Genomic DNA, 14,646 nt, shown 5'->3' on the forward strand with positions numbered 1-14,646 from the left:
ATTATTGAGTTAAAAAGCAAAGCAGGAGCAACCCAGGGCTCCCCAGAAAGCGGTGTAATTATTCACAGGCACATCACTCTTACGCGCCCTGTCATGTTCATGACCATGCACGCCACAACTACCGATACACTGATGGACCATGGCGCTAATATCATTTGACGGAGTCTTTTCCCTGAACTTATAAGTTTTAGTACCCAACCTGTTGGAACCGGGATAATAGCCATTATAAACTGCCGTAGGAGACCAATCGGGCAATATGGGAATAGCCGGTGGCGTCCACTGATCGAAGTCGCCTTTGGCATATACAATACGGCCATCCACAATTGTCAGGTCAGCTTCTATGCCTTTAATTTCCTCTTCAGTTACCGTGAAATAGTCGCTATCCAATACTGTCAGATCCGCCAGCATCCCAACCTTTATAACGCCTTTCTTCTGTTGTTCATTGGAGAACCAGGCGCTGCCCCTGGTGTACAATTCCAGGGCTGTTTCCCTGCTCAGGCGTTGCTGATCGGGATACAATTGCAGACCACCTACCGTTCTGCCCGCACTCAGCCAATATAGCCCTACCCAGGGGTTATAGCTCGACACACGGGTGGCATCGCTACCGGCACCCACAGGCACGCCCATTTCCAGCATCCGTTTAACCGGCGGTGTATGCGCGGCAGCAGCTTTACCATATCTGTCCGTAAAGTATTCTCCCTGATAGGCCATACGGCTTTGAATGGCAATACCTCCGCCCAGGGCTTTTACCCGCTCTATATTTCTTTCATCAATCGTTTCCGCATGATCAAAGATCCAGGGTAAACCATCAAAAGGAATGTCCCTATTCACTTTCTCAAACACGTTCAGGAAGCGGGTGATACTTTCATTATATGTGGCATGTAACCGGAAAGGCCAACGGTTGCTTACCAGGAGACGCACAACTCGTTCCAGCTCTTCTTCCATGACGGCAGGAAGGTCGGGACGCGGCTGTACAAAAGATTCAAAATCCGCTGCAGAGAATACCAGCATTTCTCCTGCACCGTTGTGACGGTACATATCATCACCCTGGTAGACTTTTACAGATTTTATCCAGCTGTCAAAATCTTCTTCCTCATGTTTTGGCCTTTGCGTGAAAAGATTGTAGGCAATACGCACAGTAAGTTGTTTCTCTCTGTGCAGTTCATCAATCACTTTATAATCATCCGGGAAGTTCTGATAACCACCTCCCGCATCGATCACACTGGTAATACCAAAGCGGTTCATCTCGCGCATGAAATGCCGGGTAGAATTCACCTGGTATTCATAAGACAACTTAGGTCCTTTTGACAGTGTCGAATACAGGATCATAGCATTGGGCGTAGCCAGCAGCAGCCCGGTAGGTTCCCCTCCGGCATCCCGCTGGATCTTTCCTCCGGGAGGATCAGGCGTGTCTTTTGTATATCCCACCGCTCTCAATGCCGCTCTGTTGAGCAGCGCCCTATCGTACAGGTGTAAGATAAAAACAGGTGTATCCGGAGCTGCTGCGTTGATCTCATCCAGGGTAGGCATACGCTTTTCTGCAAACTGGAATTCACTCCAGCCACCTACTACGCGAACCCATTGTGGTGAAGGCGTGCGGGCTACCTGTTCTTTCAGCATTCTCATCGCATCTGCCAGGGATGGCACTCCATCCCAACGTAGTTCCAGGTTAAAGTTCAGGCCACCACGTATCAGGTGAGTGTGTGAATCATTTAATCCGGGGATGGTACGTCTTCTTTTCAGATCTATCAATGTGGAACCTTCACCTGCCATTTTCATGACGCTTATATCGTCTCCCACCGCTATGAATTTACCATCTTTGATAGCGACAGCTGTAGCAGCAGGATTGTCCCGGTCAACTGTATGTATATTCCCGTTATAAAGTATCAGATCTGCTTTCATGAACCCTTATTTGACGCGCATAGGTGTTATTAAACAGTATTAAGGGCCGTCACTGTGAAGGAGAAGTACGGGATTCGTACTTCTCTCACAGTTCTTTGAAAACGCCCTGTTCCCCTATATTATCTGCAGAGGATCTCTGCTATGAAAAATATCTGTGCTGTTAGTGTTTTAACATCGTATGTGCATACTGAATGCCGAGGCCATAGCCACCTCCATGTTTCTTTACAAGTGTGGTCACTGGTTCATAAGTGCCTTGTCTTGCCCAGTCGCGTTGTAACTCGAGCAGATATTGTATAGAAGTAACAGGTTTCGCACCTGCCTGTATCATACGCTGTACCGCTCTTTCATGCGCTTCTGTTGACACGTCGCCACAGGCGTCAGTAACTACATATACTTCGTATCCTGCTGCAATGGCAGAAAGTGCAGGACCGACAATACACACGCTGGTCCATAATCCGGCCAGTACAATTTTATTCTTTCCTTTTCCCACAATGGCATTGTAAGCATTGATATCTTCCCATGTGTTCATGGAAGTTCTGTCGATGTAACCGGAGGTAGCTTTGGGATATGCAGCTTCCAGCTCCAGGAATACCGGACCACTAAAGCTATCCTCTGCTACAGTTGTTACAACAGTGGGTACATTGAAGATTTTTGATGCTCCTGCTATAATGGCTACATTATTACGAAGTTCTGTGATATCGATGCTCTTAGTGGCAAAACCCATTTGTCCTTCGTAATCGATCAGTACAAGTGTATGATTTTCGGGATTGAGTAGTTCGGCAGATGGTTGCGCTTCTTTACCTGACAATTGCGTGGCGTTTGGCATGATCTATAATTTGGTAAGTTAATAGATCCAAAGTTATTAAGGACGGGAGAGGGGCGCAATTGCCATATGCAGAGAAATGTTGTACAATTCACCGGCGAAGTGGGGGTTAATCCATTTTCAACACATAATTTGTGTTTCTTCCACCTGAGGATGTTTTTTGTAACATGCCTTTATCAACGAGATCCTGGATGTCTCGCAAAGCGGTATCCTGTGAACATTTGGTGATCTTTGCCCATTTGGAAGAAGTGAGGTTGCCTTCAAACCCGTCAAATAGTTTATTTATCATCAGGCGCTGACGCTCATTCAAGGTAACAGCAGTGTGTTTATCCCAATAACGGGCTTTCTTCAATACTGCTGATAGTATATCCTCAGTGGCGATCAGGGTACGCTCCAGGCAGTCAATAAACCATTCCAGCCATTTTGTAATATCAAGACTTCCCTTCTGCGTTCTTTCCAATATTTTATAATACGCATTTCTTTCCTTTTTGATCTGTGCAGACATACTGTAAAAGCGAAGGCTGGTCTGATCTGCGCGGGCCAGTTGCATATCGGCTACGGCGCGGGCAATACGCCCGTTACCATCTGCAAAGGGATGGATCGTCAAAAACCACAGGTGTGCAACCGCTGCTTTTAGCACAGGGTCAATATTAACACCTCCATTAAACCAATCCAGAAAGATTTTTATCTCTCTGGCTATCATATCGGCGTGTGGCGCCTGAAAATGTACCTGTTCTTTTCCCGCAGCGCCGGAAACAACCTGCATGGGACCTTTGGAATCGTCACGCCAGTCTCCTGCAATGATTTTATACATACCGCTTCTTCCGGCCGGAAACATTGCGGCATGCCAGTCAAATAAACGTTCCTCAGTGAGTGGCAGATCATACCGGAGGATAGCATCCAGCATCATCTCTACCACTCCTTCTATGTGTCTGTCTGAAGGAATAAGTCCCGGAATGTCCATTCCCAGCTTGCGCGCAACTGAAGAACGTACCTGTTCAGGATTCAGCAGCTCTCCTTCTATTTCATTCGTCTTTACAATATCCAACGTCAGGATCACCAGCATCGCTTCTTCCTGCAAAGGAAAACCTAACGCCTCCATATGGCCCATGATCTTTCCCTGCCGATGGCGTACAGCACCCAATTTCACGGAAAGCATTTCCTGCTCCCAATGAAAATGCGGCCAATCTTCAAGTTCATGTATATAGGTAGCCATTCTCCGCAAATTATGCGGTGAATATACGATTTATTCATGTCAGGACGCTCTTATTCTCCGCATAATTTGCGGAGAATAAGCTACATAATCTCCGCAAAACCCCACCGGACAAAATTCTTATGAAATTCCTCACAGTACTTGTTATTTTTACTGATAGAGCTTTAAACAAATGATTGTCAATTAGCTTAACATAATAGAATCTTATCAACAGGTCCAATGAGAATGAACAAAATCGCTATTAGCCGGAGTTATCTTATGCTTTTCATAATGGTGCTCGGGTTAGGCTCACAAGCCCTGGGGCAGGTAAAAAAAGGAACTGCCAGCCCTGCCGTTTACAAAAACCCTTCAGCACCGGTTGATGCCCGGGTAAAAGACCTGCTGAAGAGAATGACACTGGAAGAGAAAGTAGGGCAGTTATGCACCCTGCTGGGATGGGATATGTATGAAAAGAAAGGTGATTCCGTAGGCATCAGTGAAGCATTTAAGACAGTGATCACCAAACGGTATATTGGTAGCTTCTGGGCTACTTTAAGAGCCGATCCATGGACGAAGAAAACGCTGGTGACCGGTCTGACACCGAAGTTGTCTGCGAAGGCTACCAATGCCCTGCAGAAGTATATGATGGAAAATACCCGCCTGGGTATACCTCTTCTGCTGGCAGAGGAATGTCCGCATGGACATATGGCCATCGGAACCACTGTCTTCTCTACATCTATAGGTCAGGCCAGCACATGGGACCCAGCCCTGATCCAGGAGATGGCAGCGGCCATTGCAAAGGAAGCACGCGTACAGGGTGCACATATTGGCTACGGCCCGGTACTGGATCTCGTACGTGAGCCCCGCTGGTCCAGACTGGAAGAAACCTATGGAGAAGATCCATACCTGATCGGCCAGATGGGTATCTCTATGGTAAAAGGCTTCCAGGGCAGTAATATCAATACCGGCAGCAATGTGATCTCTACATTGAAACATTTCACCGCATATGGTTCTCCTGAAGGCGGACATAACGGCGGTATCGCACTTACCGGTCTGAGAGACCTGTATTCATCCTATCTGCCTCCTTTCCAGTCAGCTATCAAAGCGGGAGCATTATCCATCATGGCGTCTTACAACTCCATTGACGGCGTACCGTGCAGCTCCAACAGTTTCCTGTTGAAAAATGTGCTGGTAAAACAATGGGGATTCAGAGGCTTCACCGTTTCTGATCTGGGCGGCATTCCCGGTGTGCGCTCTAATCATCATGTAGCGGCGACCATGGAAGAAGCGGCGGCGCTGTCTATCAACGCAGGTTTGGATGCAGACCTTGGAGGCGAAGCTTATAGCGATGCTTTAATAAAAGCTGTGAACGATAAAAAGGTAACAATGGCAACGGTTGATACAGCTGTGGCGCATGTACTCAGACTGAAATTCGCCATGGGCTTGTTCGAGCACCCATATGTAGATGCAGATGTTGCAGAAAAGTCAGTAGGTACGGCTGAGAATAAAGCACTGGCAAAACGCGTAGCAGCTGAATCAATCGTACTGATGAAGAATGAAAATGGGTTGCTGCCACTGAATAAGACCATTAAAAATCTGGCAGTGATCGGCCCCAATGCAGACAACATTTACAACCAGCTGGGGGATTATACCGCTCCACAGCCTCAGGAAAAGATAGTGACCGTACTGGAAGGTATTAAGGCCAAAGTATCACCTGATACAAAGATTACTTATGTAAAAGGTTGTGCCATCCGCGATACTGCTCATGCCAGCATCAATGAAGCTGTTGCAGCTGCCCAACAGGCAGACGCTGTAGTGCTGGTACTGGGTGGCTCCAGCGCACGCGATTTCGAAACCTCTTACCAGAGCACCGGCGCGGCAGAAGTTAAATCAGCAGAAGTGGCAGTAAGCGATATGGAAAGCGGGGAAGGATATGACAGGGTAAGCCTTGACCTGATGGGTTTACAATCCCGCCTGCTGGAGCGTATTATGGCTACCGGTAAACCGGTGGTACTGGTACTGATTGAAGGCCGTCCGCTGAATATCAACTGGGCAGCACAGCATGTACCTGCCATTGTGAATGCATGGTATCCTGGTCAGGAAGGTGGAAATGCAGTGGCAGATGTACTATTTGGTGATTATAACCCTGCTGGCCGTTTACCAGTTTCCATTCCTAAGTCTGTAGGACAATTGCCCGTATATTACAACTACAAACATGCATCCAGGCATGACTATGTAGAAATGGATGCGAAACCTTTATACAGCTTCGGCTATGGTTTAAGCTATTCTACTTTCGACTATCAGCACCTGAAGACTAACGTACAGGCCACAGGCAATAACCTGAAAGTGTCTGTTACCTTCACATTGAAGAATACAAGCAAGGTAGCCGGCGATGAAGTAGCTCAGTTATATGTTCGTGATGATGCCAGCGCCGTTGTTACTGCGGTAAAACAATTGAAGAAATTCAAGCGTATACATCTGGCGCCAGGCGAACAGCAGGAAGTTACCTTTGAACTGTTACCTGAAGATCTGAAGTTGCTGAATATTGATATGAAATGGGTGGTAGAACCAGGTACTTTTTCTGTAATGGTCGGCGCGTCATCTGACGACATCCGTTTAAATGGCAGCTTTGAGGTGAAGCAACAGGTATTGTGTAAATATTGATCCGTAGCAAACAACAAAAATAGAAATAGTCATCTCGCACAAACGGGATGGCTATTTCTATTTCATAAAATATTAAGTTACGCTATATTCATTGGCAGCAGTTGCTTCTCAGGAATACCAATGATAAAGGTAGCACCGTTATCAATCTCACTCGTGGCTGTAATAAAGCCATTGTGCTGTTCCATGATCTTTTTGCAGATAGACAAGCCGATGCCTGTGCCTTCTATCTCATGATAACTGTGCAATCTCTTGAACACAACGAAAATATCCTCTACATACTGGCTCTCGAAACCAATACCATTATCCGTTACAAAGATCTTGTAGTAATTACCGTTATCTCTTTCTCTCAGATACTCCGGGGAGGTCACCATCTCTGCATAAATATGTACTTCTGGCGCTACTTCCTTTTTCCGGAACTTTAATGCATTGCTGATAAGATTATAGAACACCTGCCGCATCAGGGTCGGGATCACCTGTAAGGAGGGCAATGCGTCAATCTGTATCCTGGCATTGGTCTGCTGGATCTTGATCTCCAGTTCCGTCAACGCCTCTTTCACCAGCTCATTCAGATCGCACAGCATAAAGTCACCTCCCTGTATGGAATGGCGTGAAAACCTTAACAGATCGCTTACCAGTTGTTGCATGCGAATAGTCGCATTTGTGATCTTTTGCACATATTTATTCACTTCCACTTCGCCGTTTTTCCTTTGCAGGATCATATCACTGAAGACCCTGATCTTTCGCAAAGGTTCCTGCAGATCATGAGATGCTATGTACGCAAACCTGTCCAGTTCTTCATTCACAGCCTTCAGATGTATGTTATTCTGCAGCAGTTGCCGGTTCAGTTCGCGTACTTTAAGTTCGGAAGCTTCTCTTTCTACAATTTCCCGTTGCAGGGAAGCATTTGCCAGCAGCAACTTCTGTTCCTGTGCAATGAGAGATTGCGTTTTACGGTACAGTTCAACGAACAGTCCCACCTTTATACGCAACAATTCAGGATTGATAGGTTTATAGATAAAATCTACCGCCCCTACTCTATATCCTTTAAAAATAGCCTCCTCTTCATGGCTGTGGGCTGTAATAAAGATGATGGGGATCTCTTTCAGTTTATCCCGTTGATAGATAAGCGCAGCTGTTTCAAAACCATTCATGTCAGGCATCTGCACATCCATCAGTATTAATGAGAAATCGAATTCCTTTAACAGGATTTTCAGCGCAGCCCTCCCTGAACTGGCTTTTACAATCGTATAGCTCTCCCTTTCCAGGATGGATTCTATGGATAATAAATTATCCGGCCGGTCGTCGACAACCAATATTTTAATTAAGTCCTGGTCCTGCAAAATTGTTCGATTTTCAATTGAATATAAAAACTACCTGTACAGCCATACACGCATCAGCGACAGCAATTGATCAATTTTTAATGGTTTTGTGATATAGTCAGAGGCACCGGCTTCCAGGCATTTCTCCCTGTCACCTTTCATTGCTTTTGCTGTTACAGCAATAATAGGCAATGCACTGTTTTTATGCTCCCTTCTGATCTTCTGCATCGTTTCATAACCATCCATTTCAGGCATCATGATATCCATCAGTACAATATCGATGTCGCTATTTTCACTAAGAATATTCATTGCCTCCTTACCGCTTTCCGCCGTAATCGTATTAATATGGAATCTTTCAAATGCAGTAGTCAGTGCAAACAGATTGCGAACGTCATCATCTACTACCAGGACATTTTTATGGATCAGTACATCTTTCTGAGAACGGAGATCTTCGATCAGCTTTCTCTTTTCCGGCAACAGGGACTGGTGACTAATGTGCAGCTGCATCACCGTTTCTTCCAATAACAGGTCAAGGGAATTAACACCTTTCAGCAATATTTTATTTGCATACTGTTTCAGCTTTGATTTTTCACTATTGGAAAAATCCTTTGCTGAATATACAATCACCGGCGTTGCATTGTACCGGTTCACCGTATTCATATTGGCAACGAACTCCGCACCGTCAATATCCGGCAGCATATAATCTGCAATGATACAATCATATACTGTATTATTTACGCGATCAATCGCCGCTTTTCCATTTACCACAAAATCCATCTCGATCAGATCACCATTGTCCAGTATCCTGGCGATCTGTGAAGCATCCGGTTCATTATCTTCCACGACCAATACTTTTTTCGTTCTCCGGTTATCATGTTCCAAAATGTTGGCGAATAATACATTTAATGCTTCCGCCTTCAACGGCTTCAGACTAAAACTTCTGGCGCCACGATGCATCGCCAGTAAACGGTTCTCTTCTCCCGAGATCAGGTGAATAGGAATGTGGCGAAGGTTAATGTCATTCTTAAAGAGATCCAATACCCTCCACCCGCTGGCGTCCGGCAGTTTTACATCCAATGTCACTGCAATCGGATTGTATTTGTTTGTCAGGTCGAACACATCGCCGAAGCTGGTAGCCACTACTACTTTCAGGCCCATCTCATGTGCCTTTTCGAGCATGATCTTGGCAAAACGCACATCATCTTCTACGATCAGCACTACTTTATCCGTATCGATAATATGTGTCCGGTCATCACCTATTTCGTTAATGATCTCATTTAAGCCGTCCAGGTCTTTTGTTTCAGGGACCTTTACTCCGGGTATGGTTTGCATGAGAGAAGCCTCATATCCGTCAGGTAGCTGGTATTGTCCTACCGTCAGGCTGCTTTGTTTCTCTCTTCTGATAGTAGCAGGGTTATATTGCAGTGGTAGGAACAGTGTAAAGGTACTACCCCGTCCGGCCACACTTTCCAGTTCAATGGAACCACCCAGCAGGTCTGCCAGGCCACGGCTGATGGACAGCCCGAGGCCGGTACCTCCATATTTTCGGCTGGTGGAGCCTTCTGCCTGCTGGAAAGCTTCGAAGATAATATTCTGCTTATCTTTTGAAATACCTATTCCCGTATCCCTGATCTCGAAGGCCACTACTTTGTCCGCGCTTTCCAGGCTTTCACTGATCATACGCCAGTTACGTTTTGCTTCATAGATACGGAGCTTCACTTCTCCTTTTTCTGTGAACTTAAACGCATTGGAAAGCAGGTTTTTCAGGATCTGGTTCAGACGCTGTACGTCCGTTTCCAGAGACGGAGGTAGCTGGTCGTCCATCTCGATCCGGAAGCGCAGGTTCTTACTTTCTGAGACGTGTTTAAATGTAGTCTCCACAAAAGATACCACCTCGCTGAAACGCACCTTGATGAAGTCTGTGGAAATATAACCGGATTCAATCTTCGACAGGTCGAGAATATCATTGATCAGCTGGATCAGGTCATCGCCGCAACTGTGGATGGTTTTTGCATAACGTACCTGTTTTTCATTCAGGTTGCCGTCATGGTTTTCATACAGCTGTTGCGCCAGGATCAGCAGGGAGTTCAACGGCGTACGCAGCTCGTGTGACATATTGGCCAGGAACTCCGATTTATACTTGGAAGTAAGCTGTAACTGTTCTGCTTTTTCTTCCAAAGATTTCCTTGCCTCTTCCACCTCTTTGTTCTTCTCTTCCACCTCCTCCTTCTGTTTCACCAGCAGGTGGGCTTTATCCTGCAGCTCTTCGTTGGTACGTCTTAACTCATCCGCCAGTGACTGGGACTGTTCCAGCAAGTCTTCCGTTCTGGAATTCGCTTCGATCGTATTCAGCACGATACCGATACTTTCCGTCAGCTGGCTGAGGAAGTCCAGGTGTGTCTGGCTGAACATATCGAAGGAGGCCAGTTCTATCACCGCCTTGATCTGTGTTTCAAACAATACGGGCAGCACGATCAGGTTCACCGGGGGGGCCTCGCCCAGGCCGGAGCTGATCTTAATATAGTTGGAGGGTACATTGGTCAGCAGGATACGTTCTTTCTCCACAGCACATTGTCCTACCAGGCCCTGTCCGAGTGCAAATTCCCGGGACATGCCTACCTCGCTGCCATAAGCGTATGCTGCAAATAACTTCAGTTTTGGATTTACCAGGTTCTCTTCCTGTTCAAGGATGTAGAACATGCCTTTCTGCGCGTTCACCACCTGCGCCAGCTCCGATAGGATGCGGCGGGTTACCGTATTCAGGTCTTTTTGGCCCTGCAGCATTTGTGTGAACTTGGCCAGGTTGGATTTCAGCCAGTCCTGCTCCTGGTTACGCAGCGTTGTCTGTTTCAGATTGGCAATCATCTGGTTGATGGTATCTTTCAATTCTTCCACCTCACCTTTTGCTTCCACGCGGATCATCTGGGTGAGATCACCTTTCGTTACCGCAGATGCCACTGCGGAGATAGCACGCACCTGGGTAGTGAGGTTTTCCGCCAGCTGGTTCACGTTTTCTGTCAGGTTCTTCCAGATACCGGAAGCGCCTGGCACACTCGCCTGACCTCCCAGTCGTCCTTCCACACCCACTTCACGGGCCACCGTCGTTACCTGGTCGGCAAACAATGCCAGCGTATCGATCATTTCATTGATGGTCTCTGTCAACTGTGCCACCTCACCACGGGATACGATGGACAATTTCTGTTTCAGGTTACCTGTAGCCACGGCAGTTACCACCTTGGCGATACCACGTACCTGGTTGGTCAGGTTGGACGCCATCATATTTACAGAGTCCGTCAGGTCCTTCCAGGTACCTCCCACACCCTGTACTTCTGCCTGGCCACCCAGCTTACCTTCGGTACCCACCTCACGGGCCACACGCGTTACCTCGAAGGCGAATGAGTTCAGCTGGTCCACCATCGTGTTGATGGTATTTTTCAGATCAAGGATCTCTCCTTTTACGTCTATCGTTACTTTTTTGGATAAGTCACCGGAGGCCACGGCTTTCGTTACCTCTGCAATGTTACGCACCTGTGAGGTCAGGTTACCAGTCATCTGGTTTACAGAGTCCGTCAGGTCTTTCCAGGTACCGGCCACCCCCGGTACAAATGCCTGTCCACCCAGTTTACCGTCTGTACCTACTTCACGGGCCACACGCGTTACCTCAGAGGCAAACGCACGCAGCTGGTCCACCATGGTATTAAGGGTTTCTTTCAGCTGCAGGATCTCTCCGCGTACGTCTACTGTGATCTTACGGGACATATCTCCGTTTGCCACGGCAATAGCCACATCGGCGATGTTACGCACCTGGGCTGTCAGGTTACCCGCCATCTGGTTTACTGAGTCCGTCAGATCTTTCCAGGTACCACCTACGCCCGGTACGAATGCCTGACCACCCAGTTTACCGTCTGTACCTACCTCACGGGCCACACGCGTTACCTCAGAGGCAAAGGCGCGCAGCTGTTCCACCATGGTATTGATGGTATTCTTCAATTCAAGGATCTCTCCTTTTACGTCTACTTCAATTTTACGGGACAGGTCACCATTTGCCACCGCAGTTGTTACCTCTGCGATGTTACGTACCTGCGATGTCAGGTTGGACGCCATAATGTTCACGGAGTCCGTCAGGTCTTTCCATAAGCCCTCCACGCCAGGTACATCTGCCTGGCCGCCAAGTTTACCTTCAGAACCTACTTCACGGGCCACACGGAACACTTCCGAACCAAATGAGTTCAGCTGATCCACCATGGTGTTGATCGTATTTTTCAACTCCAGGATCTCTCCTTTTACGTCCACCGTGATCTTACGGGAGAGGTCACCTTTCGCTACCGCTGTCGTCACCTCTGCAATATTACGCACCTGGGCTGTCAGGTTAGACCCCATCTGGTTCACGGATTCTGTCAGATCTTTCCAGGTACCGCCCACGCCCTGCACTTTCGCCTGGCCCCCCAACTTACCTTCTGTACCTACTTCCAGCGCCACACGGGTCACCTCAGAGGCGAAAGAGTTCAGCTGGTCCACCATTGTGTTGATCGTCTTTTTCAGCTCCAGGATTTCTCCTTCCACATTCACAGTGATCTTTTTGGACAAATCACCATTCGCTACCGCTGTTGTTACTTCAGCAATATTACGCACCTGGGCCGTCAGGTTGGACGCCATCTGGTTTACGGAGTCCGTCAGATCTTTCCAGGTACCACCCACTCCCTGCACTTTCGCCTGGCCACCCAGCTTACCTTCCGTACCTACTTCCAGTGCCACACGGGTCACCTCAGAAGCGAAGGAGTTCAGCTGGTCCACCATGGTATTAATGGTATTTTTCAGTTCCAGGATCTCTCCCTTTACGTCCACAGTGATCTTACGGGAGAGGTCACCTTTCGCTACGGCCGTTGTCACGTCTGCGATGTTACGTACCTGGGCCGTCAGGTTACCCGCCATCTGGTTTACAGAGTCCGTCAGGTCTTTCCACACACCACCTACGCCTTTTACGGTCGCCTGGCCTCCAAGCTTACCTTCAGAACCTACCTCACGCGCCACACGCGTTACCTCAGCAGAGAAAGAGTTCAGCTGGTCCACCATCGTGTTCATGGTGTTTTTAAGCTCCAGGATCTCCCCGCGCACATCCACGGTGATCTTACGTGACAGGTCGCCTCTTGCCACCGCTGTCGTTACCTCGGCGATGTTACGTACCTGGCCTGTCAGGTTGGACGCCATCTGGTTCACAGAGTCTGTCAGGTCCTTCCAGGTACCTGCCACCCCTTTCACCTCAGCCTGACCTCCCAGCTTACCATCTGTACCCACCTCACGCGCCACGCGCGTTACCTCGGATGAGAAGGAGTTTAGCTGGTCCACCATGGTATTGATCGTATCTTTCAGTTCAAGGATCTCTCCCTGTACGTCTACTGTAATTTTCTTGGAAAGATCTCCTTTCGCCACCGCTGTGGTCACATCTGCGATATTACGCACCTGGGCGGTCAGGTTGCCCGCCATCTGGTTTACAGAGTCGGTAAGATCTTTCCATACACCTGCCACGTCTTTTACTTTCGCCTGTCCTCCCAGTTTACCTTCAGAGCCTACCTCACGGGCTACACGTGTCACCTCGCGGGAGAAGAGGTTCAGCTGTTTCACCATCCCATTCACTTCAGTGGCAATACGGGCAAACTCCCCTTGCAGCACGTGATCTTCTATCTGCAACGGCATTTCCTGGGAAAGATTTCCTTTCGCCACAGAACTGATTACATGTGCTATTTCGATAGTTGGATGTACGAGATCCGAGATCAATGTATTGATGGAGAGCACCGCCGTGTCCCAGGATCCTTTTGCAGTACGGGGCATCACCACCCGGTGATTCAGACGTCCCATTTTCCCAATGGTATTCCGCGCCAGGGTTAATTCTTCTACCAGTGTTTCATTCAGGGAAATGATCTCATTGACAGTATCACAGATCTTACCACTTAACCCGATGCTGTCTGCCGGCATCCTGGCCGAGAAGTTACCGCTTCTGACCTCAGATAACACCTGTAATAGCTGACGTAAATCCAATTCGTCAGTCACCGGCGCATAGACCTGTTTTGTTTGCTTTTTGCTTTTTGCTGTGGAAGTTTGTGGATTTTTCTCCACACCCTTTTCAGGCAAAGCAGTATTCTCGGGACTTTTTCTCCGCGTGTTCATGATAAAGGTGTTAGCTCAAGCTCTATATATAAATCAATTTTTTCTTTAAGTTGTGTTTACAGTTCTTTTTGAACTCAGCTCTATACCATATAGATGCTATGTATTATGTGGTTTGAAGTAAGTATTTTTGTTTCCATAAAAACAACTTAACAGATGCAACTTTTAGGCCATTCGAAGAGGCTGATCCTGTTGGCAGAAGATGATATTGATGACCAGGAGCTGCTTGAAAATGCGATTGAAGAAATAGATCCTGGCTGGCAATTGGTGTGCATTCCTAATGGCAGAAAGTTTGTCAGATATCTGGACAGTATCGGAGAAGGGGAATTACCAGCGCTTATGATCCTTGATTATAATATTCCTGAGCTGACCGGTGTAGAAGTTGTTAAAGAGCTGAACGATCAGGGACGTTTCATGGACATTCCTAAAATTATCTGGAGCACATCCACTTCACCTGTATTCAAGGCTAAAAGCATCGAGTTGGGGGTTAAAGACTATATTACCAAACCCAGCGACCTGGCTTCCTTCCTGACCACTGCCCGCTATATGCTGTCTTTTGTCAAACCATGAACGACAGATAAAAT

The 14,646-nt window shown here is 47.5% G+C and carries 7 protein-coding genes; 2 read left to right on the forward strand and 5 right to left on the reverse strand.

Annotation, left to right across the window (positions count from 1 at the left end):
* Positions 1 to 9: 9 nt before the first annotated feature.
* From F3I09_RS27555 to F3I09_RS27565, 3 genes are all read right to left on the reverse strand, one after another.
* Positions 10 to 1,902, reverse strand: a complete 1,893-nt coding sequence (locus F3I09_RS27555; protein WP_149698277.1) for an amidohydrolase — start codon at positions 1,900 to 1,902, stop codon at positions 10 to 12.
* 160 nt (positions 1,903 to 2,062) lie between these two features.
* A complete protein-coding gene (locus F3I09_RS27560; RefSeq protein WP_149698278.1) occupies positions 2,063 to 2,728 on the reverse strand; it encodes a hydrolase in 666 nt (221 codons plus the stop codon).
* A 106-nt stretch (positions 2,729 to 2,834) separates the two neighbouring features.
* Entirely contained in the window at positions 2,835 to 3,941 is a 1,107-nt protein-coding gene (locus tag F3I09_RS27565; protein WP_149698279.1) for a Fic family protein, read from the reverse strand.
* A gap of 216 nt (positions 3,942 to 4,157) precedes the next feature.
* Between F3I09_RS27565 and F3I09_RS27570 the strand changes: the two genes are divergently transcribed.
* Positions 4,158 to 6,581 (forward strand): glycoside hydrolase family 3 N-terminal domain-containing protein, encoded by a 2,424-nt coding sequence (locus F3I09_RS27570; protein WP_188133979.1) that lies wholly within the window; start codon positions 4,158 to 4,160, stop codon positions 6,579 to 6,581.
* A 77-nt stretch (positions 6,582 to 6,658) separates the two neighbouring features.
* Here the strand turns inward: F3I09_RS27570 and F3I09_RS27575 are convergent, their stop codons facing one another.
* A complete protein-coding gene (locus tag F3I09_RS27575; RefSeq protein ID WP_149698280.1) occupies positions 6,659 to 7,921 on the reverse strand; it encodes a response regulator in 1,263 nt (420 codons plus the stop codon).
* A 30-nt stretch (positions 7,922 to 7,951) separates the two neighbouring features.
* Positions 7,952 to 14,065 (reverse strand): HAMP domain-containing protein, encoded by a 6,114-nt coding sequence (locus F3I09_RS27580; protein ID WP_188133980.1) that lies wholly within the window; start codon positions 14,063 to 14,065, stop codon positions 7,952 to 7,954.
* Between the two features lie 153 nt (positions 14,066 to 14,218).
* On the opposite strand from F3I09_RS27580, the gene F3I09_RS27585 reads away from it, so the two are divergent.
* Positions 14,219 to 14,632 carry a response regulator gene (locus F3I09_RS27585; RefSeq protein ID WP_149698281.1) on the forward strand — a complete coding sequence of 138 codons (414 nt, stop codon included), beginning with the start codon at positions 14,219 to 14,221 and terminating at the stop codon, positions 14,630 to 14,632.
* Positions 14,633 to 14,646 lie beyond the last annotated feature (14 nt).

This window comes from Chitinophaga sp. CF418, assembly GCF_900142925.1.
Lineage (GTDB): Bacteria > Bacteroidota > Bacteroidia > Chitinophagales > Chitinophagaceae > Chitinophaga.

Coding starts and splice junctions, on each gene's coding strand:
- F3I09_RS27570 (WP_188133979.1), top strand. CDS start 4,158: ATGAGAATGAACAAAATCGCTATTAGCCGGAGTTATCTTATGCTTTTC.
- F3I09_RS27585 (WP_149698281.1), top strand. CDS start 14,219: ATGCAACTTTTAGGCCATTCGAAGAGGCTGATCCTGTTGGCAGAAGAT.
- F3I09_RS27565 (WP_149698279.1), bottom strand. CDS start 3,941: ATGGCTACCTATATACATGAACTTGAAGATTGGCCGCATTTTCATTGG.
- F3I09_RS27555 (WP_149698277.1), bottom strand. CDS start 1,902: ATGAAAGCAGATCTGATACTTTATAACGGGAATATACATACAGTTGAC.
- F3I09_RS27580 (WP_188133980.1), bottom strand. CDS start 14,065: ATGAACACGCGGAGAAAAAGTCCCGAGAATACTGCTTTGCCTGAAAAG.
- F3I09_RS27560 (WP_149698278.1), bottom strand. CDS start 2,728: ATGCCAAACGCCACGCAATTGTCAGGTAAAGAAGCGCAACCATCTGCC.